The organism is Paraburkholderia sp. GAS42, assembly GCF_050436565.1.
In the GTDB taxonomy this organism is placed as follows: domain Bacteria; phylum Pseudomonadota; class Gammaproteobacteria; order Burkholderiales; family Burkholderiaceae; genus Paraburkholderia.
The window spans coordinates 252,531-276,052 of the sequence record NZ_JBNDML010000004.1 but is presented as its reverse complement, the minus strand read 5'-3'; the positions used below and the strand labels follow the sequence as shown (position 1 = coordinate 276,052).

The following is a 23,522-nucleotide window of genomic DNA, read 5'->3' as shown; positions in this document are numbered from 1 at the left end:
CGATGCCGTTGGGTCGCGCTCTCAATAGCTCGGGAACGACAGGCCGCCGTTGATGCTCAGGGTGGAGCCCGACACCTGATCCGACTCCTTGCTCGACAGGTAGAGGACGTATTCCGCGAGATCCTCTGCCGAATTCAGCTTGAACTTCACGCGTTGTTCGGCTTTGGTGAAGGCCTTGACGATCACTTCTTGCGAGCCCGCCTCTTTCGCCGCAAGAAAGCGGTCGTGCGCCGGCGTACCGGTGGTGAGCGTGGTCGCCACCGAATTGATACGGATGCCCAGATGAGCGAGTTCCGCGCCAAGCGCACGGGTCAGAAACATGATCGACGCGCCGGCTGCGCCGATCATCGATTCACTCGGCGTCGGAATGCGCGCGGCATCCGTGGTGATCAGGACGATCTTTCCGTATTGCTGATCACGCATGAATCTGGTCGCTGCATGCACCGCGTTCAAACGCGGCATCAGGCGGCTCGTCAGGCAGGCAATCCCTTCATCCGGCGCCATGTCGACGAACAACTTCGGCTTGGGCTCGCGCGGACCGCCGCTCGCCACCACGATATCGACCTTGCCGAAGCGCTTCGCCGCAGTGGCGACCGCCTGCTCGATACCGTCGTAAGTCAGCAGGTTGCTATTGACGAACAGCCGCTCGCCTTCGAACGCGCGACATTCGTCGATCAACGACGCCGCCGCTGCTTCGTCGCGGCCTTGAATCACGACGTTCGCGCCGCATTGCGCGAGTTTCAGGACGCTGGCGCGCCCGATTCCTTTCGTTCCGCCCAGTACGACGGCGGACGCCCCCTTCAGATCCGTAAGCATGGTGTTACCCGTCTCCCAACAATTCGTTTCAGACACGACCAGTACGAACGCTGCCGAGCTGGCGCATGAACGGTTCAGCCGTTGTCACTTGCTGGATTCTTCTTCGCCGTAGCGCGTTTCGCGCCCATGCGCGGCGCTCGTCACGCCCTTGTTGCGGCGCTCCTTCATGAAGTTGTGTTCGTCGCTTTCGTAGCGGATGTTGGTGCCGAGAGCGTGCATCACATAGCCGTGCACGAACTGCGAAGTCATGCCAAGCGAGTCCAGCGCGAGATGATTAGCCGCCTTGCCGATCGCGATCGCGTCGCGCGGCAAACGTACGATGCGCTCCGCCCATTCCTCGCCCGCCTCGGCCAGTTGATCCGCGGGCACCGCCTTGTTCACGAGCCCCATGCGTTCCGCTTCGATACCGTTCACAACTTCGCCGAGCAGCAGCAGTTCGCGCGCCTTCTTCGGTCCCATTGCGAGGATGTTCCAGCTGGTCAAATAGGCCGCGCCCGCGAGGCCCATCTTCTGTTCCGGGTGTCCGATCTTCGCGTCTTCAGCGGCTATGGCCAGATCGCTGGCTTCGACGACGTAAAGCCCCGCCCCGACGCAATAGCCCTGCACGAGCGACAAGGTCGGCTTCACGCAGTAGAGAATCTGGCGGAATTGCTCGACGTGACGCTTATCGAAATGCAGCCGCGCACGCTGGCTGGGCCGCCGCGCGCCGGGTTCTTTGGAAAAACCGTATTCCGCGCCACCCACCTGGCCGAGATCGTGGCCCGTCGAGAAGTCGCGACCCTCACCACGGAAGATGATCACGCGTACGTCGTCGTCGCGTTCGGCGCGCTCCATATGCTCCATAAGACGGTCGAACATTTCGTACGTCAGCGCATTGCGCTTTTCATCGCGGCAGAAGGTGATGTACGCGCGGCCGTCCTTCGCCTCGTACCTGACTGCATCCCTCAGATCTTCACTCATCGCTCGTTCCTGTTCTCAAGTTGTCTCGTCCATCTCGCGAATGCCGGGCAGGCCCGGCGGCCGTCGTTCCATCGCTTTGTCATTTGGTCCATTGGATGAACCTTTGAAATATACTCGCGGAGATCGGAGCTGCTGTCAAGTCAGGAAATCGCCTGGCATTTCCGTCCTTGTGGACACGGGTATTGCTCACTTGAAGAATTGGCCGCCGGGGGTTAGGATTCCGGCAAACTGTGAATGGATTAATCATTGAAAACCGCTAAAACCACCGCCCAGACGTCGAAAGCGCGAAGCACCGCTGCCACGGCTGACGCGCCGCTTACCCGCGTGCGCCCCACGCCTGCTTATGCGCCGGTCCAGACACGGCGCGCGTTCGAAGCCGTCGCCGACCAGATTCGCGAGCAACTCCAAAGCGGCGCGCTGCAGCCAGGCGACCGGTTGCCGCCGGAACGCGATCTGGCCGAACAGTTCAGCCTGAGCCGCAACACGGTCCGGGAAGCGCTGCGCTCGCTGGAAATGGCAGGCGTGCTCGAGTTTCGCAAAGGGGCAACGGGCGGTGCATTTGTCCGGGAAGGGCAAGGCGACGCGGTAATCGCCGGTTTTGCCGACCTGTTTCGCCTCGGCGCGATCCGGCCGTCCGACCTGACGGAAGCACGCCTGATCGTCGGCGTCGCGGCCACACGCCTTGCCTGCGAGCGCGGCACGGAGGAGGACTTCGCGGCGTTGCGCGAAAACGTTCGTGAAAGCGAGATCGCAGTGGCGAACGGCGATGTCCAGCAGCGGCTGCGCATCAATCTGGAATTCCACCGGCTGGTGGCGCGTGCGGCGCGCAATCCGGTGCTCGTCATCCTCACAGATGCACTGGTCGAAATTCATGAGCAAATGCTCGAACTGGTCACGCCCGCACCTGACAGCGCGGTCATGCCGTCACGCCGTCGTCTGCTGAAGTACTTCGCCGCGCGCGACCAGGAAAAAGCCGGCGCGGAAATGGAAACGCATCTGCGTTCACTGCAAAAGCACTATCTGGCCCAGCAGAGCGAGTTGAAGCGCTGAAGACAGGCGCGCGCCGCGCGTGACACGCACGGCGCGTCAACAGCAAAGCAGCGAGCACGGCAGCGGCGGAAGCGGAGAAGAGAACGACCGCGCAGGCGGTGCAGGCAGCATCGAGCCGCCATCGGAGCCCTGCCGTCCGGCCTTCACGCCCTCAATCCTCGAACCAGGTTCGTGGCCTCTCCGAGCGAGGAAAACGGCGTCAGGTCGCTGTCATCAACCCGCGCGTAACCGCTTCGGCCGAACGCAGTCCGAACACCGCAGCCTTCATCAGACCGCCCACGTAGCCCGAATTCGCGCCGCCTTCAATGCCGCCGGTCGTCGCGCCCGCCGCGTACAGGCCAGGAATCGGACGGTGCTTGGCATCCAGCGCCGCGCCATCCGCATCGATCGCGATGCCACCCATCGTGTAGGTGATGCCGGCGCACAGCGGAATCGCCAAAAAACCCGGGCCCTTGACCGGCGATGCGCCGGTCGCCAGCGTCGCTGGCTTGACCGTGCGCGGCGGCGCCAGGCCGCCAGGGCGGCCACCAGCGAGCGCCGCGTTGTAGTCGTGCACCGTCTCACGCAGCACGGCTGCGTCCATTCCGAGTTGTCCAGCCAGGGCCTCAATATCCGGCGCTCGATGAATCGTCGCGCCAAGCCGCTCCAGCGCAGGATTCGGCGGCAACAGGAACGCGCGGCCGGCGTCCTCCCAGATCGCTTCGTCAATGATGACGAACGAGGACAGCGGTTCGTCCAACGTGGCAATCGCATTGGCCACCGCGACGCCGCCGAGCCCCTCGTCCGCGAAACGGCGACCCGCGCCGTCCACCACGATGCCCGACGAAGCCACGATATCCAGCACCGGATACGGCCACAGCGACTCATCGCCGAGTGCCTGCGCGTGCTGCACGTGGCCGTAGAACTTGTCCATCCCCGTCAACAACGCGCCCGCGGCTTGCGCCATCCGGATACCGTCGCCCATGCCGGTGCCCGCACCGCGCTTGCAGAGATGCTCGGGACGCGGTGAGATGTACCGTTTGACCATCGCGGCATTGCCCGAGAAACCGCCATCGGCGAGCAACACGGCACGTGCCTCGACCAGCCGGTTCGAGCCGTCCGTCTCCCGCATCCAGACTCCCGTACAGCGGTCGTTGACCATGCGCAGTTCCACGGCGCGTGCGCCGCGCATGAAGCGGCCGCCCAACGCCACCAACGACGCTTCAAGCCGCGCCAGCAGCAGATCGCCACCTTTACCGCGCCAATGGTTCTGAAAGCCGGTTTCGCGCAGGCTGTATGGTTTGAGCATGTGGCCCATGAAGACATGCTCCCCGCCGCGGCCGAACTCTGCGCCGTGACGGCTCAACCATTCCACGACGCGCGGCCCGTCGAGCGCCAGCGCATCGGCGAGCGCCTCGTCCCGCAAACCCGCGCTCGCCTCGACGATCGCGCGCCGCAGCGCATCCGGCCCCGACGACACATCGAGGAACGCGAGATGAAACACGCCGCCCGCATAGCGCGAGTTGGCTGGATAGCGTTCTTCGCGGCCGGCTTCGAGCAGCGCGACCGAGAGACCCGCTTCGGCCGCCCGGTTGGCGGCCACGAGCCCGGCGAGCCCAGCTCCTACGACGGCGAAATCCACGCTCAACAATGTTCCGGACATGCCATTACCCCCCATCGGCCTGGCCGAGATAGGACTGATGGATGGCTTCGTGGCCGCGCAGCGATTCACCTGTGCCCTGCGCCGCGATATGACCGACCGACAGCACGTAGCCGTAGTCGGACAGCGCCAGCGCCTCGTCCGCGTGCTGTTCGACGAGCAGGATCGTGAGACCGGTTTTGCGCAGGACCTGCAAGACGCCGAACAGCCGTTCGACCACCAGCGGCGCCAGCCCCAACGACGGCTCATCGAGCAGAAGCAGCCTGGGGTCCGCCATCAACGCGCGGCCCATCGCCACCATCTGCTGTTCGCCGCCGCTCAGACTGATCGTGCGTTGATCGGCCCGCTCCTTCAGCTTGGGAAACAACGCGTAGACGTAATCGAGCCGGTCGCGGTAAAGCGACACCTCGCGGCGATGGCGCAGCCGATGGAAGCCGAGGCGCAGGTTCTCGGTCACGGTCAGCGCCGTAAACAGCTGCCGCCCTTCCGGCACCTGCACAATGCCGAGCTCGACCACCTCCGGCGCCGACAGCTTGACGATGTCCTCGCCGTCGAACGTAATCGATCCGGCGTTCACGTCGACCAGCCGCGATATCGCGTTGATCAGCGTGGACTTGCCCGCACCGTTGGCGCCGACAGCCGACACGATCGACCCTTGCTTTATCTCCAGCGAGAGGCCGTGCAATGCTTCCGTGCCTTTATATCCGGCACGCAGTCCGTCAATTTTTAGCATGTGCGCCCCCGGTTCCCAGATACGCTTCGATCACTTTCGGATTGCTCTGGATCGACGCGGCATCGCCCTCAGCGATCTTCGCGCCGTGATCGAGCACCACGATGCGATGGCACAGCCCCATGATGAAACCAATGTCGTGCTCGACGATCAGGATTGTCAAACCGTCGTCGTTGAGCTGACGCAGCATGCGCCCAAGACCTGCGGTTTCCTGGTCGTTCAGACCGGCGGCCGGCTCGTCGAGCAGCAGAATGCCAGGCTCGCTGGCCAAAGCTCGCGCGATCTCCACCAGACGTTGCTGCCCGTGCGGCAAGTGCGAGATCAGATCATGCGCGCGCTGCGCCAGACCGACGAAATCGAGCAGTTCCATCGCGCGTTTCGCACAACGTCGTTCATCGGCCGCGACCTTGCGAAAGCGCAGCAACGAGGACAGGAAGCCGTCCACCAGTTGCGGGTGAAAGCCGAGCATCACGTTCTCGAGCACCGTCAACCCGCTGAACAGCCGAACGATCTGGAAAGTGCGTGCCATGCCCATCGCGCTCCGCTTGTGCAAGGGTTGACGCGTGATGTTTTCCTGCTTGAACACGATGTCGCCCGAAGTGGGCGTATCCACGCCGGTGATCAGGTTGAAAGTAGTCGACTTACCCGCGCCATTCGGGCCGATCAAACCGATCGCTTCGCCCTGGTGGACTTCGAACGACACCTGGTCGACCGCGAGCAGCCCGCCAAAGCGTTTCATGCAGCCTTGAATCGCCATCAACTGCGGTGCGCCGACGATAGGGCTTCGCTGTACAGAAGACTGGCCTCTCATTGTCCAACTCCTTTCTTGACCGTCGGATTAGCCGGCATGCGGGAGGTCGGCCGGCGGAACAGCCGCATGCGCGGCGGACGGCGCTGCGAACCCAGCAGGCCCGAGAGTCCGTTGGGCAGGAAAATCAGGAACAGCAACAGACACAAGCCGTACACCAGCGTCTGCAACTCGCCGAAACGCGTCAGCAGTTGCGGCGCCGCGACGACCACGATCGAACCGAGCACCGGTCCATACCGTGTCCCGAGACCACCCACCACCGCGATCGTCAGCATCGACACCAGCACCGGAAATTCGCCCATGCTCGGGCTCACCTGCTGGCTGACGACGGCGAAGCCAATGCCAGCCAGACCCGCGAGCACCGCGCTCAACACGAACACGCGCAGCTTCTGCACGGAGACGTTGACGCCGAGCGCCGCGGCCGCTCGTTCGTCGTCGCGAATGGCTTGCAGGGAACGCCCCAGATGGCTTGAGACGATGAAATTCTGCAGGATCAGCACGAGCGCCGTGACGATCACGATCACGTAGTAGAGCGTCAGACGGTCGACGGATTTGTCGCCGATACTCAGCGCGGGAATCAGCAACCCGGCGGTGCCGCCCGTCACCTCGATCCAGCGATTCGCCACGCCCGCGATGACGATGCCGAAGCACAGCGTTGCCATCGCCAGGTAGTGCGTGCGCAGCCGCAGCAGCGGCACGCCGATCACCAGCGCGACAAGCGCGCAGATCACGAGACTCGCCGGCAGCGCACCCAACGCCGAAAATTTCGCGTTGAGCTGCAGCAACGCATACCCATATGCTCCGATCGCAAAGAACCCCTGATGCCCCATCGCGATCTGGCCGGCGTAACCGTAGAGCAGATTGAAACCGACACTCAGGACGGCGTAGATGCAGATGAGCGAAATCAGCCGTAGCTGGAAGCCCGTTGTCAACAGCATCGGCGCCAGCAGCGCGACGACGAGGAGGACGAAGAACGGCGCCTTGATCGACCAGAACGTGGATTGAATGGATGCTGTCTTCATCGCCGGACTGCCTCAAAGTCGCCCAGAAGCCCATATGGCCGGATCAACAGGACGAGCAGGATTAACAGAAAGATGATCGGCTCTGCGTAGAGGCTGCTGCCGTAGCCCGCCACGAACGCCTCCAGAATGCCGATAACGATGCCACCCGCCGCCGCGGCGAACGGACTGCCGAGACCGCCCAGGATCGCCGCCATGAAGCCCTTGACGGTGAGATCGACGCCCATGGAGGCCTGGCCGCCCAGCAGCGGTCCGATCAGCACGCCAGCAATACCGCTGACAAGCGCACTGAACAGGAAGCCGAACCGCACGATCCGCGACGAACGGATGCCCATCAGTTGCGCGACGCGCGGTTGCGCGCCGGTCGCCCGTACGCACAGACCAAAGCTCGTGCGATACAGCAGGAACCACGTCGCCACCAGGAATACGACGAACGCAATCACGATCGCCAGTTGCTGCTGATTGGTAGTGAGGGGCCCGAGCGTGATCGGTTTCATCGACAGGATGTTCGGCACGAACAGCTGATCGGCGCCCCAGATCAGCAGCGCGAGGCCGCTTGCGATGATCGCCGCCGCCAGTGTGCCGATCATGATCGTCAGCGGCGGCGCACCGCGTTTGACGAGCGGCCGGTACACGGCGAACTCGAGTATCAGCGCGCACACCAGCACGACGGCGATCACCGCGGCGAGCGCGAGTGGCGTCGGCAGGTTGCAGGTAACCATGAAGAAGACCGCCGACATCGTGCCGATCATCACAAAATCGCCCTGGGCGAAATTGATGACGCGGTTCGTGCCATAGATCAGCGATAACGACAGACCGATCAGACCGTACACACTGCCGTTGGTCAGGCCGGCGAGCAACAAGACACTGATTTTGTCCATGAGCATGGCCCTCGTTGAAACTGCCCGAATCCGGGCTAAAGCATCCAGGCGAACGCCGGACGGCAACGCCCGCCGTCTTCAACAACGCTCCGGTGGAACCTCAATGCGGCTTGAACTTGCCGAGGTCCGGTTTCACCAGGTGGATGCCGTTGTCCGCGACCTGAATGAAGACGTACCAATGCTCGTCGGGCGAACCGTGATGCTGCTTCGGACCGAAGCGATACGAGGCGCCCTGCTCGCCCTGCAGTCCTTTGACGTCGTTCAGCTTCTCCGTCGCGTCGCGGAACGCGGTGCGGGCTTGCGCGAGATCGCCGGCATCGATCGCCCTGAGCACGGCCGGGGTGGCGATCACCTGCAAAGCGGACTTGCCCGCGTCGTATCCGATCACTGGATAAAGCGTGGGTTGATGCGGGCCGAAGCGCGCGTCGAATGTCTTGAAGAATGCCTGCACGTCGGGGCGCGTCGGATCCACGGTGTTCGGAATCAGCACGCCGTCGCTGGCGGGCCCCGCGAGCTTGCGCAGCGTATCGAGCAGCGCGCTACGCGAAACGATGATCGGCACGTTGATGTTCAGTTGCCGCATGGTGCGCAGAACGCGCGCTCCGTCGGCGGCGTATGGAAACACGATTACCACGTCGGGTTTCGCGTCGTGCAGGTTCGTCACCTGCGGCGACAGATCTGTGGCGTTGATGTCGTAGGTTTGCTGCGCGATCACACTGATGTTCTTTTTCTTCAGCGCCGCTGTCGTGGCACGCGCACCGTCAATGCCGAACGGTACCGAGTTGTTGATGATGGCCGGCCGCTTGAAGCCCTGCTGCGCGAGCAGGTCGGCAATGGCTGCCGCATCCTGGCGATTGGCTGGGCCGAAGCGGAAGTGATAAAGCGCGGACGGATCGACCAGCGAATCCGTGCCCGCCGACAAAATGTAATAGGGAATCTTTTCTTCGGTCGCGACAGGAATCATCGCGGCAGCAGGCGCCGAAGGATTGCCGCCGATAATCACGAGCCCTTTGTCATCTTCGGCACAACGCGAAGCGAAGGTCGCCGTCAATTGCGGATCGGTCTTGCCGTCATAGGCCACCAGTTGCAGCTTGTGCCCGCCGATACCACCCGCGGCGTTCGCTTCGTCGAGCGCCATCTGCAGACCCTGGTAGCCCTGGATGCCGGTTTCGGCAGCAGAGCCGCTGCGGTCGTCGACCGAGCAGATCACGATCGGCGCCGCAGCTCGCGCGGGGATAGTCAGCACCATCGCCGTCAGTGCCGCGAGCGTCAGCCTCGCGACACCCGACCAACCCGTTGCTCGTTTTATGCGTACCGCGCTGCGCTTTTCGATCATGCCTGTCTCCTGACCTATGGTTTGTAAGTGCCTGGTTATTTGTTCATTGGATGAACCTTTGAATTATCATAAACGTGTCGGATTTCAGATGTCAAGAAAGCCCGGCTCGGGGTTTTACCTCGTATGCGCCGCAACCAGGGCAAGCGCGACCAGATGAACGGCCGCGCGTCGTGCACACTGACGCCTGGGTCGGCGTGCGTTTGAATCAATCCATTCAGGAGACACGTGTGGAACGCGAACACTGCAATCACTCGATGCAAGCTGTACAACTGCTCGAACCCGGCAATGTCCAACTCGCGACGTTGCGCCGGCCCGAAGTCAACGCGGGCGAAGTGCTGCTTCGCGTGCTCGCCGCTGGTCTGTGCCAGACCGACGTGCATATCCGTTCCGCCGCCGACTCGCGTACGCCCGACGGCACGACGCTCGGGCACGAGATCGCGGGCGAAGTGGTGGAGCCTGGCGCAGGCGTCACGCAATGGCGCAACGGCGATCGTGTGGTGGTCCATCCCTGCTGGTCGTGCGGCGTATGTGCCGCGTGTCTCGCGGGTCGCCAGAACGCTTGCCGCCGCACCGGCAGCCGCCTTTCGCCGCCGCCGACGCCCGGCGTGACCCGCAACGGCGGCATGGCTGAATACGTGTGCGCGCCGGCGAGCGCGCTGATGTCGATCGGCGACCTGGCCCCTGACATCGCCGCCACGCTCACCGACGCCGCGCTCACCCCGTATCACGCGATTCGCACCTGTGCCGAGCAGCTGTATCCCGGCTCGACCACGGTGATCATCGGGCTCGGCGGACTCGGCAATCTGGCCGCGCAGATTCTTCGCGCGACCAGTGCCACAAAGATCGTCGCGATCGATGTCTCGAGCGAGGCGCTCGATGCCGCGCGGCCCTGGTTCGACGTCGCCATGCTGGCCACCGAAGACGATCTGCCCGAGCGCGTCATGGCGCTCACCGAAGGATGCGGGGCAGACGTCGTGCTCGATTTCGTCGGCAACGATGCAACGCTGAAACTGGATGCGGCACTCGTCTGCCGTTCCGGGGCGATTCGCGTAGTCGGCCTTTCCGGTGGAACCTATCCTTTCGTGGCCCGCTCGTCGAACAATCCGCTGCCGCGTGGCGTGTCGATGATGTGTCCATATGGCGGCACTTATGGCGATCTCGCGGCCGTCATCGCGCTCGCCCAACGCGGCGCGATCAAACCGCTCGTCACGCGCTTCGCGCTGCGCGACGCACTCAGCGCATTCGACGCGCTGCAGGCCGGCAAGATTCGTGGCCGCGCCGTGCTGATTCCCGGCGCTGCATCCGCCACATAAGTCGCGGCGCCGGACGCCCCGTTCGGCGCTACACAGCCACACAGCCACACCGTCTACACCGCCGCCGACACAACAGTCGCGACCTGCCCCACGATGACGTCGGCGATTTTTTCCGCGGCCATCATGGTCGGAAAATTGATGTTGCCGCTCGGGATATGCGGAAAAATCGACGCATCCACCACGCGCAAACCCTGTACGCCGCGCACGCGCGCCTGCGCATCGGTCACCGCGAGCGGATCGTTGTCGGCGCCCATGCGGCAGGTGCACGACGGATGCCACACACCTACGCAGGCGCTGCGGACGAATTCACGCAGTGCGCCTTCGTCCGCAAGTACTTCCGCGAGCGTTGCGCCGCCGGCGATCACCCGCGTCATCAAGAACTTGCGCAACGGCGCCGGACCGTCGAGCAAGGTGGCCAGCACATCGGTGATCAGCTTGTTGCGGCGGCTCAGCATCGCGACCTGGCGAACCTTTTCACTGTAACTTGCTGGAAACGGATCAGCCGTAACCTCTTTGACCGCCGCCAGCGCTTGCACCGCGGCCATCTTGCGGAACCCGTCGACGAGCCGGTCGAGATCGCGTTCGTCAGAGAGAAAGTTGAAATCGACCGAAGGCGCGTCGCGCCAGTCCGTCGAGTTCAAGCGTACCTGCCCGAGATTCGAGAAGGGCTTGTTCACGTACATCAGCATCGTGCCGATGCGCTCGCCGACCGCATGCCACGACGTCTTTGTGACTACGGAGACAAACATATCGCCCGCAGGCGCGCCACCGATACCGGACGAGTAGCGCCAGCCGAGCATGATGTGGCGCCGCGTCGTCTCGTTCACGCGCGCATCCTTGCGAATAAACGAGGCCAGGGCAACCGACGGATGCTCCATGAGATGCTGACCGACACCGTTCAATTCGGCGACGACAGGAATGCCGTGTTCATGCAGATGCGCAAGCGGCCCGATACCCGAACGCAGCAGAATAGCCGGCGACTGCAATGCGCCCGCCGACAGGATTACCTCGCCCGCGCGGACTTCCGCCGGCCTGCCCGGCATGTCCAGGCGAATGCCGCAGCAACGCGTTCCATCGAATATCAGGCCCGCGACTTCGGTCTCGGTCCAGATCGTCAGGTTGGGACGCTGCCGCGTCGCCGCATCCAGATACGCCATCGAGGCCGATACGCGCCGCTCGTTCAGATTCGAAATGGCGATGGGGAAATAGCCGTCCTTGAACTCGCCGTTCTGATCCGGCAGATACGCGTAGCCCGACTCCTTCAACGCGGCGGCAATCGCCGTCGCATGCTTCGGCCAGGTCTCGGGAAAAATCCGCCGCACCGGAATGCGGCCATCTTTGCCGTGCAACGGACCGTCGAAATCCAGATCCCGTTCGATCTTTCGAAAGTATGGCAGCACACTGTCCCAGCTCCATCCTTTGACACCGCGCGCTTCCCAATCGTCGTAATCGCTCGGTGCGCCACGGTTAAAGAACTGGCCGTTGATCGACGAACCACCACCGAGAATGCGCGCCTGCTCGTATTTGCGCAGCTTGCGCGGCGTGGTCTCGCCGTCCTTCGGCGCCACCGTTCGCACCTGCAGTTCTGGCCACAGATAACCCGGGTTCAGATAGGCCGTGCCCGGATAGCTGTCGAGAATCGAAGCCGGCAGACTCTCGTTGGGCAAATCGGCGCCCGCTTCGCACAGCAGCACCCGTTTCGCCGGATTCGCCGACAGCCGGTTGGCCAGCACCGATCCTGCCGAGCCGCCACCAACGATAATGTAGTCAAAGGATGTCATCGTAGTTCTACGCTTCGGGTTGCTCGAACGCCTGCGCGACAGGGCCGTCTCCCGAACCCAGGCCGTGCAGTCCACACCGCTCAGTCCAGATTGATCGCCACGCTTTTGATCGACGTGTACAGATCGAGCACCTCGCGGCCGCGCTCGCGGCCCCAGCCTGATTGCTTGTAGCCCCCGAACGGCAACGCCGGATCGTTGACCATATGCGCATTCACCGACACCGAGCCCGCCTTGATGCGCCGGGCGAGCTTATGCGCGAGGCTCAGGTTCTGTGTCCAGATGCCCGCGAACAGACCCAGTTCGGTATCGTTCGCTTCGGCGGCGATACGCTCGACGTCCGCATCGTCGAAAGGCATGGCGCAGACCACCGGACCAAAAATCTCCTCGCGATAGATCGACATGCTTGAGGTCGTATCCACGAACACGGTCGGCGGCACGAAGTAACCGCCGCCGTCGCCTCGCAACGGATTCTGCCCAATGCGCCGCGCGCCCTCTTCCACGCCATTGCGGATATACGACTCGACACGCTTCTTCTGTTGACTCGAGATCAGCGGACCGATCTGACTGTCGGGCGCGAGACCGTGGCCGACCTTCAACTTGTCGCCATACGCCACCACCCCTTCCACCACCTGATCGAAGACCTTCTTGTGAACGAACAGGCGCGAACCTGCCGAGCACACCTGGCCGCTGTTGAAGAAGATCGCATTGGCCGCGCCGGCCGTAGCGAGATCGAGCTTTGCATCCGGAAACACGAACACCGGTGACTTGCCGCCGAGTTCGAGCGACACCTTCTTGAGATTGCCGAGCGCGGCTTGCACGATCCGCTTGCCGGTTTCCGTCGAACCGGTAAAGGCGATCTTGTCGACGCCGTGATGCGCGGCCAGCGCGGCACCGGCGGTTGCGCCGAAGCCGGTGACGATGTTGACCACGCCGTCAGGAATACCCGCTTCCTGAATGATCTGACCGAGCCGCAATGCGTTGAGTGGCGTCTGCTCGGCCGGCTTCAACACGACCGTGCAGCCGGTCGCGAGCGCCGGCGCGATTTTCCAGATCGCCATCGAGAGCGGGAAATTCCACGGAATGATCTGACCGACCACGCCGACCGGTTCACGCGTGGTGTAGGCGTGCCATTCGCCCGGCACTGATACGTTGACGGATTCGCCATTGTGCTTGGTCGCCCAGCCGGCCATATAGCGCAGCATTTCAGCCGTACCGGCAATACCGCGTCTGGCGACGGAAAGCGGCTTGCCGTTGTCCACCGCTTCGATCTCGGCCAGTTCGTCGCCGTGATGTTCCAGCAGATCGGCAAGACGGAACATCAGGCGCGTACGGTCGGCGGGCTTCATCTTCGCCCAGTCGCCGGTTTCGAACGCGCGGCGTGCGGCTTGCACGGCGAGATCGATATCCGCGGCATCGCCTTCGGCCACGCGTGCGACAACTTCGCCGGTGCCCGGATCGAAGACGTCGAACATACTGCCCGACTGCGCATCGACCCAGCGGCCGCCGATCAGCAAGCGATGCGTGCCGCGAATGAAGTTCGCGCTCTGCGCGCCCAGGGTTTCATAAATCGTAGACATGGTTGAGCCTCTCAATGTGGTCGGGCATGCGGCTAGAGCAGCGTGCGCAGATCGAATTGCGCATCGGCGGCGTGAGCCGGCAGCACCGGCGCGTCAGCGGCGAGCAGCTTGCGGGCGGCAATGTGGTCGGCGGGACGGTTGACCGACTCCACCGCGACGAGGCGGCGGTTCGCAAATCCGTAGGCGGAAAATTTCAGCCCGGCATGGTCGCCGCGCACCACCACCTCGTCGGCCTGATGCATCGCCACCCCCGCGATCTGCAGCTTGACGCCGCCCTGGTCGCTCCAGAACCACGGCACCGCTTCGAAAGCATGGGTCTGGCCGGTCAGCCGCTGCGCGAGGTAGCGCGCCTGGTCGACGGCGTTCTGCACCGATTCGATCCGGCACTGACCGAACGCGAAGCGCGACGGGAACGCCGCGCAGTCGCCGAGCGCGGAGATCGACGGATCGCTGGACGCCAGATTCGCATCGACGACAATGCCGTTGCTGGTTTCCAGCTGCGCCTCTTTGGCGAGCTCGACGTTCGGAATCACGCCGATACTCACAACGACCAGATCGGCTTCATGCACGCGGCCGTCCATGGTCTGCGCGCCGACCACGCGGCCTGCCTCGGCGCTAATGCTTTTCACGCCGTTGTCGAAACTGAAGGTCGTGCCGCTCGATTCATGATGTGCGCGAAACGCGTTGGCCACAGGCGCGCTGACCGCACGGCTCATCAAATGCGAACTCGCTTCGATCACATGCACCGCTACGCCACGCGCCGCCGCCACAGCGGCAAACTCGAGCCCCAAAAAACCCGCTCCAATGATCAGCGCGCGTTTCGATTCGCCGAGCGCTTCGCGCAGCTTGCGCGCATCGTCCAGCGTACGCAGCGTCATCAGGCCTTTGGTCGCGCTGTTCCAACCCGGCAGCAGGCGATTGCGCGCGCCCGTGGCGAGCACCAGGTGCTCGTAGTCGATGCTTCGAGTGTCGCCGGTTATCACGCAACGGCGCTCGCGATCGATGCGCAGCACGGTGACGCCGAGCATCAGTTCGATCTTGCGTTCCTGATAGAAAGCGTCGGACTGAAACGTCACTTGCGCAGCGTCGCAGGTGCCGCTCTGAAACGCTTTCGACAAGGGTGGGCGCTGATAAGGCAGGTCAGGTTCTTCGCCTATGAGCACCACACGTTTCGTATAACCCGCATCGCGCAGTGACACCGCCAGTTGATAGCCGGCCTGCCCCGCGCCGACGATCACGATTCCCGCATCCATATTTCTCGACCTCTAGACGGGTGACGACGTGAGCCAGGCCGCACGCCGCGGCAGCCGCGCAGCGGCCGCCGGATTCCAGTTGTACCGACGCAATCGCCGCGTCTAGTCGTCCAGCGTGATGACCAGTGCCGGGCACAGGCGCGCCGCTTCGCGTACCTTCTCATGCAATTCAGGCGGGGGGCATTCCTGCAACACGATGACGAGACCGTCGTCTTCGTTCTGGCTAAAGACTTCGGGGGCGGCGACCACACACAGTCCTGCGCCAATACATTTCGTGGCATCCACTTTGATTTTCATGCTCGTCTCCAGATGTTGTCTCCGCTTGCGCAACAGATGCGCGCAAGCGCATTGCTCAGCCCAACTTGCCGTTCACCACACCACCGGCAACGCATCGACGCCGTACACGAAGGCGTCGTAGCGGAACTTGATCTCGTCGACCGGCACGGTCAAACGCAGGTTCGGCAACCGCTGGAACAGCGTCGAAAACACGATTTGCAGTTCAGCGCGCGCGAGAGGCTGCCCGAGGCATTGGTGCACACCGTAGCTAAACGCCACGTGATGCAGTGCTTCGCGGCGGATGTCGAATTTGTCGGGATCTTCGAAGGAATCCGGATCCCGGTTCGCGGCCGTGATCAGTGCCAGTACGCCCTCGCCTTTGCGGATGAGCGTGCCGTTCACTTCGACGTCTTCAAGCGCCACGCGCGGACCGTTGTAGTGAACGATGGTGTGATAGCGCAGCATTTCCTCCACCGCATTGCGCACGAGCGACGGGTCCGCGACCAGCGCGTCTTTCTGGTCCGGGTGCGTGAGCAAGGACAGCGTGCCGAGCGCGATCATGTTCGCGGTCGTTTCATGGCCGCCCATCAACAGCAGTTCGATAGTGGCGAGCGCCTCTTCGCGCGTCATATGACCCGGCACCACCTGGCTCGTCACGAGACGGCTGATCAGGTCGTCGCGATTGCCCGGACGCTTGAGCTTTTCCGTAATCAGACGATCGAGGTACTCGCGCATCTCGGCGCCGGCCCGGATCGGCACTTCCGGATCGGCGGTCAGGTCGAGCTTCGCCTTGCTGCGCTCCTGGAAGAAGTCGCGGTCTTCGTACGGCACGCCGAGAATTCTCGAAATGACCGTGGTCGGAACCGCGAGGGCGAAATCCTCGAACAGATCAGCGGGCGGTCCTTTCTCCACGAGCTCATCGAGCAAGGTGTCGACCGTTTGCTGCAGTTCGCCGCGCATCGCCTCGATGTGGTGAACCATGAACTCCTTGGTCAGCATGCGCCGGTACCTGGTGTGCTCGGGCGCATCCATGCGGATGATGGTGGGAGGCTTTTCATTCATCAGCAGTGCGGCACGCGCGGGCGCGATGAACGGATAGCCCGGGGTGGACGGCACGGTGGAAAAGCGGTTGTCGCCGAGAATCGCGCGCACATCGCCGTAACGCGTGGCGATCCAGGCGAGCGAACCGTCGGGCATGGTGACCTTCGAGAGGCCCTCTTTCTTACGAATCTCTGCGTATTCCGGCGGCGGCGCGAACGGACAGCGGCCCATCGGAAAAGCCGGCGCGGATGAATTGTGGTCGTGCATGACTGTGTCTCCTGATATCAACTTACGATGCCTGCTGCGCGCAAACTGGCGATCGCTGCAACATCCAGCTTGAGGCGGCCCTCGAGGATGCGATCCGTGTGCTCGCCGAGTAACGGTGGCGCGATCGGCGGCGCTAGCGTGCTGTCACGCATCTTCAGCGGCGAATTCACGAGGTTGATGCGCCCCGCGGTGGGATGATCGATTTCGCAGACCATGCCGCGCGCTTTCGATTCATCGGATCGAAGCGCCTCAAGCACGTTCTGAACGACGCCGGCCGGCACACCCGCGCGGCGAAACAGCGGAATCCAGTCCTGGCGCGAACGCGTTTTGAGCCGTTTCGACATCAGTTCATCGAGCGCGTCGCGATTCGCGCGGCGCCCGTCGTTATCGACGAAACGCGGATCTGCGGCGAGCGAGGGCATGTCGAGCACCTCGGAACAGAAGCGCGCGAACTGCGCATCGCTGCCCACGTGGAACATGATCGGACCGTCGGACGCGTGATACAGACCCTGCGGAATGATGTCGGCATGGCTGTTGCCGTAACGCCCGGGCGTGCGGTTCAGCAGCAGCGCATTCGCCGCGACCGAGGTGTGATTCGCCAGCGTGCAATCGAATAGCGCGATGTCGATGGCTTCGCCGTGACCGTTTCGGAGGCGGCGCACGACGGCCGCGAGAATTGCCTGGGTCGCATACATGCCGGCCGTGATATCGCAGATCGGCACGCCCGCTTTCGACGGTTCGCCGTCCGGCTCACCGGTAATCGACATAAGGCCGCTTTCGGCCTGAATCACCGAGTCGTAGCCCGGCCGTTGCGCGCCCGGACCCGTGCGGCCATAACCGCTGACCGAGCAATAGATCAGCTTGGGGATTTCCGCGCGCAAGGCCTCGTAGCCGAGGCCGTAACGATCGAGCGCACCCAGCATGTAGTTTTCGATCAGCACGTCGCTTTCGCGCGCCAGCGCTTTGACAAGCCCGGCGCCTTCCGGCTTCGAGAAGTCGATCGCGATCGACTGCTTGGTGCGGTTGATCGCCAGGTAGTACGTGCGCTCACCCCCCTGGATCGCCGTGCCCCAGTGACGCGTTTGATCGCCCCCCTGGGGATGCTCGACCTTGATCACCTCCGCACCCAGATCGGCCAGCATCATCGCGCTGAAGGGCGCCGCGAGGACACGCGACAGATCGAGCACGCGCAGCCCCTTCAACGGCGGTTCGTGCCGCCCGAGCGGCGGCAGTTCAGCGGCTGTGGCTGTATTGGTTGTGTCCGTCATGAGCACGCTCACTCGCTTCCGAGAGCAGCCGAAACGGCGGCCGGTTGCGCATCTGCTGGCGTAATGCCGAATTCGCGCAGAATTTCTTCGGTGTGTTGGCCCAGCGTCGGCGGCGGACGCCGGATGGACGGCGGGGTCTCCGACAGACGGATCGGGTTCGTCACGACCTTGAACTTGCCGGCTTTCGGATGATCGAGTTCGACGACCAGATCTTCCTGAACACGCGGGTCCTCAAAGACCTCCTGGAAATTGAGCACCGGCGAGAACATTGCGTGCGCTTCCCGCAGCTTCTCGTCCCAGTGGGCGAGCGATTGTCTGGCGAACGCTTTCGCCAGACCCGCGTCGACGACATCCCGGTGCGCAAGACGCCCGTCCTTGGTTTTCAGCCGCTCGTCGTCGAGCAGTTCCGTAGCGCCGACCGCCGAAGCGAGGACACGCCAGAACTTGTCGGTATGGGCGATCACCATGATGTGGCGATCGTCGGCGGTGCGATAGGTGTTGTACGGCACGATCTGCCAGTGCGCGTTGCCGATGCGTCCCGGTGTTTCGCCGGTCGCGAAGTAATACGCATCGCGCGGGATCATACTGAAGATGGTCGCATCGATCATCGACAGGTCGACACGCTGACCACGCCCTGTCTTGTCGCGCGACTGCACGGCAGCGAGCACGCCGATGGTCGACAGCAGCGGCGTGATCAGATCGGCATACGGCATACCGGTTTTCAACGGGCCCGTGTTCTCGTCGCCCGTAAGTTGCATGATGCCGGACATGGCCTGCACGACAGGATCCATGCCCGGGCGATAGCTGTCCTCGCCCGTACGGCCAAATGCCGAGGTCGAGCAGTAGATGAGGCGCGGATTGAGCGCCGACAGCGTTTCGTAGCTGATACCGAGCTTCTCGGCCACGCCGGGCCGGAAGTTTTCGACGACGATATCCACCTGCTTCGCCATTTCCTGCGCCACGCGCTGACCTTCCGGCGTCGCCAGATCGACGATCACGCTGCGCTTGTTACGGTTCAGCGTCAGGAAATACACCGCGTCGTCACCGAGAAATGTTTCGCCAGTCAGACGCATCGTGTCGCCCACCGGCGGCTCGACCTTGATCACGTCCGCCCCAAAGTCCGCAAGCAGCATCGTGCCGAAAGGACCATTCATCATCTGCGTAAAGTCGAGGACTTTCATGCCCTCAAGTGCACCACCCATCTTCCCCTCCTGATTTTCCGCGTGTCCCGGATGCCATTCCGCTCAAAGCCGATTGCCCCGATATTCACCCATCGCAATTTATCATTGGATGAACCTTTGACAAATATTGCTCGCTTTGATTTTTCCTGTCAAGGATGGGTAAATCCCTGCTGCGGGGCGCCTTACTTCGAGGCACAGTTCGTTAAAACCAGCCCGTTATCGACGGAGGGGACATGAGCACCGACAATCGACACCACCTGCTGCATCCCAGGACCCGGTTTGCACTCGCACACACGGCCCGAGCGTTCGGCGACTGGTTTTTCGACGGACTCGCCTCGACTTCGGCGGCCTGCCATATGGCGAATTCAGTGGGATTCGTCGCTGACGAAGAGCTCGTGCAGCGCTATCTGGCAGTATCGGACTGGAATGACGAACAGCCTTTATCCCGAACCGGGCGGGACAATGACCGGGGTGAGGCAAGCTAAGTCCATGTTTGCAACGCACAAATTGGTTTTCCCTAACAACATAGGATGACGAAACGTACCCATCGTTTCATGAAGCAATGGATACACCGTTGTCCTGTCGAGAGCCGAATGCGTGTCACACGTTCCCCGGATTGCGAAGCGGGATTAGCCTGGGCGCAAGGTCGGCCGGCTGGCCGTGGGTGGAAAGACGCACCAGGATCCGTCGCCATGCTGGAAGAACATGAGTGAGAGTGGCCCTGATGCACGCCGCACTTCCACGCACACGCAACGTGCCTCGCGCGCGTCCTTGCGGCTCACGCGGAAGACCCGGCCAGGCGTCAAAGGCGACAATCCGATCCATTTATCGACCAGACCTCGCAAACTTCTTTCACCGTTGTCCATCTGAACGCTCCTCACATACCGGGGACTCGACTCCCCAGAGCGGCGCGAGCACACTGCCATGCCCGCCGTCGTGTGTTTATTTGGTCCGCAGACCAATAATAGTGGTCAAGAGACCAATTAACAAGACGAGCGACAAAGGGGTAAACGATAAGATCGCAGCCTTACATCACCATGTTGCATTGCATCGAAGCAACCGGCCTGACTACATTGGCAAGTAAGCTCGGGCCCGCCAGCTGCACCTATAATTGGTTTATCGACCAATAAAGCAACATCCGCCAGTCCGGCGCGGAAGCGCTCGCGGCCAGCGTAGGCGGCCAACCAGTCATTGAAGGAAATTCGTCGGATGAAAGATTTGAAGATCAGTTCGGAGGACCTTGGTGCGAAGGAAACCGACGCCACGCCGAAGCGGCGCGGCAATCGGACCACACGCGTCCCCGAGATCCTCGAGACCGCCATCAAGGTATTTGCCATGGAAGGCAATGCCGGTTTCACGCAGCGACGTGTGGCGGCAGATACCGGCATCCGCCTCGCCACGCTGCAGCATTACTTCGGCAGCCGCGAGCTGCTATTGCACTCGACAATCGAGGAACTGGCCAGGCGCTATCTGCAACGTTATCGCTTGCTCGCCATGGATAAGAGCATGACGCCCGAGGCGCGGCTCGACGCGATTCTGGATGAGACCTTCGCCGCGCTCACCGACCCGGAGAATGTGGTCAGCTCTTTCGCACTTGAATGCTGGTGTCTCGCCGAACACATGGAGTCGATCAGCGAGTTGATGGTGCACGTCAGCGGCGAGTTTCAGCGCATATTCAGCGAACTCGTTGCACAGATCAACACCGAGTTGCCTCAGGAGGAATGCCGTCTGCGCGGCTCGCTGATCTATTCGCACTGGCAAGGACTGATCGTGTTCTTGCGCCGGGCAAAGGAAAACGCGCCTGAGCCAACCGCGTTCCGCGCCGCCACCAAAGTGGTGTGGAAAGCGTTGAGCAAGGCGCCTCGTTAATCAGAAAACTGTTCGGATACCGAACTTGACGCCTATCTAGTCGACTATCCCGCAAGAGCACGATACGCAAGACGCGCCGCCGCCAGATCTTCCAAAGCCGAGCCGACGGCCTTAAAAACCGTTCGTTGCGTATCGCTTGTCCGTCGCGGGCATTCGTTCCTGCACAACGCCGTGAGATCCCCCTTCACAGCCTCCGCACGCCACCGCCCCACTGCAATTGCTTTCAGCAAATCTCCGGCTTTCAGGAGAGCCTCCGGCGTGTCTACCCAAACGTCGCCTTGCTGGAAACACTCGGGCGCGGCTTCCACCATCTGTGGCGTGAAGCTGCCGATCAGATCGAGATGACTGCCCTCCGCGAGCCACTCGGCGTGTATTAACGGTTCTGTGGCAAGCGTGGCGCAACTGACAATGTCCGCATTCCGCACGGCCGATTCCAGATCCATCACCGCTTCAGCCGGCAATCCCCCGTCCCGCCAGCGCGCCGCACAGCGACGTGCCGCATCGGCGTTGACGTTCCATACCGCAATCCGGTCCAGCGCACGCACGCTCGCGATCGCCGGTCCCACCTCTTCCCAGGCGGCGCCAGTCGGCGCATAGGGCCGATCGCGCAGATAGGCGAACGTCGTGTTGTCGGGCGCGATCATTCCGGCGCGCGCGCCCGCTTCGATCGACATATTGCATAGCGTCATGCGCGCTTCCATACTCAACGCGTCGACCGCTGCGCCGCGATACTCGATCACGTGGCCTGCGGCGCCCGCCGCGCCAAGATGCGCGATCAGCGCGAGCACGAGATCCTTCGCGGTGATACCGGCCGCCAGCGATCCGTCAATGTGGGCATCCAGCGTAGCTGGGCGTTTTTGCCAGAGTGTTTGCGTCGCCAGCACGTGACTGACTTCGGATGCGCCGATACCGAACGCAAACGCGCCGAAGGCGCCATGGGTGGAGGTATGGCTGTCGCCGCATACGACGGTCATGCCGGGCAACGTCAACCCCTGCTCGGGGCCAGTGACATGCACGATGCCGTGTCGCGGATCGTCGAGCGGAAACATCGGGACATGCTGTTCGCGCGTGAAGTCCACCAGTTTCTGGACGAGTTCGCGGCGATCGGCGTCGACGACTTCCGCGATCGACCGGCCGTGCGTCGGCGCATAGTGATCGGCCATCGCGTAAGTCGCGCCGGGTTGGCGTACTCGGATCCCCTTGCGGGCAAGCACGTCGAATGTGTCGCGCGGGAGATCGTCGCCGACATAGTGCCGGTCGATATAAAGAAGGGTATGGCCGTCGTCACGCTCGTAGACGACATGCTGCCTCCACAGCTTGTCGAAAAGAGAAACCCGACTCGTGATTGCCTGAGACACGCATGCTCCACCGGTTGATCGATGGAGTGAAGTCTAAGAAGGCAAAAAATCAGCAGAAGACGTATTTGGGAACGCAACCAACGCAAACAACGATGGCAGCTTCAGGCGGCGTAATGTGACGTGACCGAGCCGGGAGGTTCGCTCAGAGACTGAGATACTCGACAAGCAGGCGCGTCGCCGCGGGCATTTCGTCCATATTGCGCACGCACAATTTGTGCAGACGATTGGCCCATGCTTCGTCGAGCGGTACCTCTGCTATATGCATCGCCGAAGCGCGAGCGCTGACGAAGTAATCCGGCACGATGCCGATCCCCGGTCCAGCCTGCGCCATGCGGCACACCGCGTCGAAGCCGGCGACGCGGATGCGCGACTTTAGTGTTTGCCCCGCCTCGGTGGAGAGGCGCTCGGTCAGGTTTTGAATCGAGCTCAGCGGCTCCTGCAGGATCATCGGGAATTCGAGCAGTTGCACGAAGCTGACGTTGCGCCACCCCGCGAGCGCATGTCCTTGCGGCACCACAACAACCAGCCGGTCGACGTAACAGGGGATCACGGTCATGCCGTCGACAGGCTGGTCGCCCCAAAAAATCCCGAAGTCAGCGGCGCCTTCACGGACCGCCTGCACGGCGCCCGTACTGGTATCCGGCCGCAGATCGACGGTGATGTTCGGGTACTCCCCCATGAAGCGACTGAGCGCATCCGGGAAAAAGCCGAACAGCGCGGACTCGTTCGCACGCGCCCGCACATGCCCGCGCGCGCCTTGTGAATCCGAGGTGAACTCTCCTATCTCGGCCTCGAGTTCCTCAAGATCGCGAAGAATGCGACGCGAATGACGAAGCAATGCCTGCCCTGCCGGCGTCAACGACACACCGCGCCGATGGCGTTCGAGCAGCGCGACGTGCATCATCTGCTCCAGGTCCGCCAGACGCTTGCTGACAGCCGACGGCGCCATGTGCTCCCGATCCGCTGCGCGCGCAATACTGCTCTCTTCGACCACCGCAAGGAACAGCCGGAGCGTAAAAATGTCGATGCGGGAAACGAGGTGGCTACGTAACTCCTCACGGGGCAAGCCGCCCGACCCAGCAGAGAATGGGGTGATGAT

21 protein-coding genes are annotated in these 23,522 nt (G+C 62.7%); 4 read left to right on the top strand and 17 right to left on the bottom strand.

What is annotated here, in order from left to right; genetic code table 11:
• Positions 1–21: 21 nt before the first annotated feature.
• On the bottom strand, positions 22–816 hold the full coding sequence (locus P3T16_RS08570; protein ID WP_429341904.1) for an SDR family NAD(P)-dependent oxidoreductase: 795 nt from the start codon (positions 814–816) through the stop codon (positions 22–24).
• Between the two features lie 84 nt (positions 817–900).
• A complete protein-coding gene (locus P3T16_RS08565; protein WP_429341903.1) occupies positions 901–1,776 on the bottom strand; it encodes an enoyl-CoA hydratase/isomerase family protein in 876 nt (291 codons plus the stop codon).
• A 246-nt stretch (positions 1,777–2,022) separates the two neighbouring features.
• On the opposite strand from P3T16_RS08565, the gene P3T16_RS08560 reads away from it, so the two are divergent.
• Positions 2,023–2,826, top strand: a complete 804-nt coding sequence (locus P3T16_RS08560) for a FadR/GntR family transcriptional regulator (RefSeq protein WP_429341902.1) — start codon at positions 2,023–2,025, stop codon at positions 2,824–2,826.
• 199 nt (positions 2,827–3,025) lie between these two features.
• Here the strand turns inward: P3T16_RS08560 and P3T16_RS08555 are convergent, their stop codons facing one another.
• The 6 genes from P3T16_RS08555 to P3T16_RS08530 all read right to left on the bottom strand — a co-directional run bounded on the left by P3T16_RS08555 (position 3,026) and on the right by P3T16_RS08530 (position 9,239).
• On the bottom strand, positions 3,026–4,468 hold the full coding sequence (locus tag P3T16_RS08555) for an FAD-dependent oxidoreductase (protein ID WP_429341901.1): 1,443 nt from the start codon (positions 4,466–4,468) through the stop codon (positions 3,026–3,028).
• Between the two features lie 4 nt (positions 4,469–4,472).
• The gene (locus P3T16_RS08550; protein WP_429341900.1) at positions 4,473–5,150 is read right to left on the bottom strand and encodes an ABC transporter ATP-binding protein; all 678 of its coding nucleotides are present in this window, start codon (positions 5,148–5,150) and stop codon (positions 4,473–4,475) included.
• 34 nt (positions 5,151–5,184) lie between these two features.
• A complete protein-coding gene (locus P3T16_RS08545) occupies positions 5,185–6,006 on the bottom strand; it encodes an ABC transporter ATP-binding protein (RefSeq protein WP_429341899.1) in 822 nt (273 codons plus the stop codon).
• Positions 6,003–7,025: a branched-chain amino acid ABC transporter permease gene (locus tag P3T16_RS08540; protein ID WP_429341898.1), complete on the bottom strand. Its 1,023-nt coding sequence runs from the start codon at positions 7,023–7,025 to the stop codon at positions 6,003–6,005. The genes P3T16_RS08545 and P3T16_RS08540 overlap by 4 nt, the downstream gene beginning before the upstream one ends.
• Positions 7,022–7,903 (bottom strand): branched-chain amino acid ABC transporter permease, encoded by an 882-nt coding sequence (locus P3T16_RS08535; RefSeq protein ID WP_429341897.1) that lies wholly within the window; start codon positions 7,901–7,903, stop codon positions 7,022–7,024. Before P3T16_RS08535 ends, P3T16_RS08540 begins: the two co-directional genes overlap by 4 nt.
• A 100-nt stretch (positions 7,904–8,003) precedes the next feature.
• Positions 8,004–9,239 carry an ABC transporter substrate-binding protein gene (locus tag P3T16_RS08530; protein ID WP_429341896.1) on the bottom strand — a complete coding sequence of 412 codons (1,236 nt, stop codon included), beginning with the start codon at positions 9,237–9,239 and terminating at the stop codon, positions 8,004–8,006.
• A gap of 227 nt (positions 9,240–9,466) precedes the next feature.
• On the opposite strand from P3T16_RS08530, the gene P3T16_RS08525 reads away from it, so the two are divergent.
• Complete coding sequence (locus P3T16_RS08525) at positions 9,467–10,552, top strand: alcohol dehydrogenase catalytic domain-containing protein (protein WP_429341895.1); 1,086 nt, start codon at positions 9,467–9,469, stop codon at positions 10,550–10,552.
• 53 nt (positions 10,553–10,605) lie between these two features.
• Here P3T16_RS08525 and P3T16_RS08520 read toward each other — a convergent pair whose 3' ends face one another.
• From P3T16_RS08520 to P3T16_RS08490, 7 genes are all read right to left on the bottom strand, one after another.
• A complete protein-coding gene (locus P3T16_RS08520; protein WP_429341894.1) occupies positions 10,606–12,333 on the bottom strand; it encodes a GMC family oxidoreductase in 1,728 nt (575 codons plus the stop codon).
• Positions 12,334–12,413: 80 nt separating this feature from the next.
• Entirely contained in the window at positions 12,414–13,910 is a 1,497-nt protein-coding gene (locus P3T16_RS08515; protein WP_429341893.1) for an aldehyde dehydrogenase family protein, read from the bottom strand.
• 32 nt (positions 13,911–13,942) lie between these two features.
• Positions 13,943–15,163: an NAD(P)/FAD-dependent oxidoreductase gene (locus P3T16_RS08510; RefSeq protein WP_429341892.1), complete on the bottom strand. Its 1,221-nt coding sequence runs from the start codon at positions 15,161–15,163 to the stop codon at positions 13,943–13,945.
• A 102-nt stretch (positions 15,164–15,265) separates the two neighbouring features.
• Complete coding sequence (locus tag P3T16_RS08505; protein ID WP_429341891.1) at positions 15,266–15,460, bottom strand: ferredoxin; 195 nt, start codon at positions 15,458–15,460, stop codon at positions 15,266–15,268.
• Between the two features lie 72 nt (positions 15,461–15,532).
• Complete coding sequence (locus P3T16_RS08500; RefSeq protein WP_429341890.1) at positions 15,533–16,747, bottom strand: cytochrome P450; 1,215 nt, start codon at positions 16,745–16,747, stop codon at positions 15,533–15,535.
• 17 nt (positions 16,748–16,764) lie between these two features.
• Positions 16,765–18,015, bottom strand: a complete 1,251-nt coding sequence (locus P3T16_RS08495; RefSeq protein WP_429341889.1) for a CaiB/BaiF CoA transferase family protein — start codon at positions 18,013–18,015, stop codon at positions 16,765–16,767.
• 8 nt (positions 18,016–18,023) lie between these two features.
• Positions 18,024–19,217, bottom strand: coding sequence for a CaiB/BaiF CoA transferase family protein (locus tag P3T16_RS08490; protein ID WP_429341888.1), 1,194 nt, complete (start codon positions 19,215–19,217; stop codon positions 18,024–18,026).
• A gap of 212 nt (positions 19,218–19,429) precedes the next feature.
• On the opposite strand from P3T16_RS08490, the gene P3T16_RS08485 reads away from it, so the two are divergent.
• Together P3T16_RS08485 and P3T16_RS08480 are read left to right on the top strand one after the other, a co-directional pair.
• Entirely contained in the window at positions 19,430–19,681 is a 252-nt protein-coding gene (locus P3T16_RS08485) for a hypothetical protein (protein ID WP_429341887.1), read from the top strand.
• Positions 19,682–20,405: 724 nt separating this feature from the next.
• On the top strand, positions 20,406–21,065 hold the full coding sequence (locus P3T16_RS08480; protein ID WP_429341886.1) for a TetR/AcrR family transcriptional regulator: 660 nt from the start codon (positions 20,406–20,408) through the stop codon (positions 21,063–21,065).
• A gap of 44 nt (positions 21,066–21,109) precedes the next feature.
• Here the strand turns inward: P3T16_RS08480 and P3T16_RS08475 are convergent, their stop codons facing one another.
• On the bottom strand, positions 21,110–22,423 hold the full coding sequence (locus P3T16_RS08475) for an aconitase family protein (RefSeq protein ID WP_429341885.1): 1,314 nt from the start codon (positions 22,421–22,423) through the stop codon (positions 21,110–21,112).
• A 142-nt stretch (positions 22,424–22,565) separates the two neighbouring features.
• On the bottom strand, positions 22,566–23,489 hold the full coding sequence (locus tag P3T16_RS08470; RefSeq protein ID WP_429341884.1) for a LysR family transcriptional regulator: 924 nt from the start codon (positions 23,487–23,489) through the stop codon (positions 22,566–22,568).
• Positions 23,490–23,522 lie beyond the last annotated feature (33 nt).

What these genes read in the sequence shown, in the direction of transcription:
- P3T16_RS08530 (WP_429341896.1), bottom strand. Translation starts at nt 9,239, where the DNA reads ATGATCGAAAAGCGCAGCGCGGTACGCATAAAACGAGCAACGGGTTGG.
- P3T16_RS08515 (WP_429341893.1), bottom strand. Translation starts at nt 13,910, where the DNA reads ATGTCTACGATTTATGAAACCCTGGGCGCGCAGAGCGCGAACTTCATT.
- P3T16_RS08535 (WP_429341897.1), bottom strand. Translation starts at nt 7,903, where the DNA reads ATGGACAAAATCAGTGTCTTGTTGCTCGCCGGCCTGACCAACGGCAGT.
- P3T16_RS08480 (WP_429341886.1), top strand. Translation starts at nt 20,406, where the DNA reads ATGAAAGATTTGAAGATCAGTTCGGAGGACCTTGGTGCGAAGGAAACC.
- P3T16_RS08500 (WP_429341890.1), bottom strand. Translation starts at nt 16,747, where the DNA reads ATGCACGACCACAATTCATCCGCGCCGGCTTTTCCGATGGGCCGCTGT.
- P3T16_RS08495 (WP_429341889.1), bottom strand. Translation starts at nt 18,015, where the DNA reads ATGACGGACACAACCAATACAGCCACAGCCGCTGAACTGCCGCCGCTC.
- P3T16_RS08490 (WP_429341888.1), bottom strand. Translation starts at nt 19,217, where the DNA reads ATGGGTGGTGCACTTGAGGGCATGAAAGTCCTCGACTTTACGCAGATG.
- P3T16_RS08505 (WP_429341891.1), bottom strand. Translation starts at nt 15,460, where the DNA reads ATGAAAATCAAAGTGGATGCCACGAAATGTATTGGCGCAGGACTGTGT.
- P3T16_RS08545 (WP_429341899.1), bottom strand. Translation starts at nt 6,006, where the DNA reads ATGAGAGGCCAGTCTTCTGTACAGCGAAGCCCTATCGTCGGCGCACCG.
- P3T16_RS08570 (WP_429341904.1), bottom strand. Translation starts at nt 816, where the DNA reads ATGCTTACGGATCTGAAGGGGGCGTCCGCCGTCGTACTGGGCGGAACG.
- P3T16_RS08510 (WP_429341892.1), bottom strand. Translation starts at nt 15,163, where the DNA reads ATGGATGCGGGAATCGTGATCGTCGGCGCGGGGCAGGCCGGCTATCAA.
- P3T16_RS08520 (WP_429341894.1), bottom strand. Translation starts at nt 12,333, where the DNA reads ATGACATCCTTTGACTACATTATCGTTGGTGGCGGCTCGGCAGGATCG.
- P3T16_RS08485 (WP_429341887.1), top strand. Translation starts at nt 19,430, where the DNA reads ATGAGCACCGACAATCGACACCACCTGCTGCATCCCAGGACCCGGTTT.
- P3T16_RS08555 (WP_429341901.1), bottom strand. Translation starts at nt 4,468, where the DNA reads ATGTCCGGAACATTGTTGAGCGTGGATTTCGCCGTCGTAGGAGCTGGG.
- P3T16_RS08540 (WP_429341898.1), bottom strand. Translation starts at nt 7,025, where the DNA reads ATGAAGACAGCATCCATTCAATCCACGTTCTGGTCGATCAAGGCGCCG.
- P3T16_RS08565 (WP_429341903.1), bottom strand. Translation starts at nt 1,776, where the DNA reads ATGAGTGAAGATCTGAGGGATGCAGTCAGGTACGAGGCGAAGGACGGC.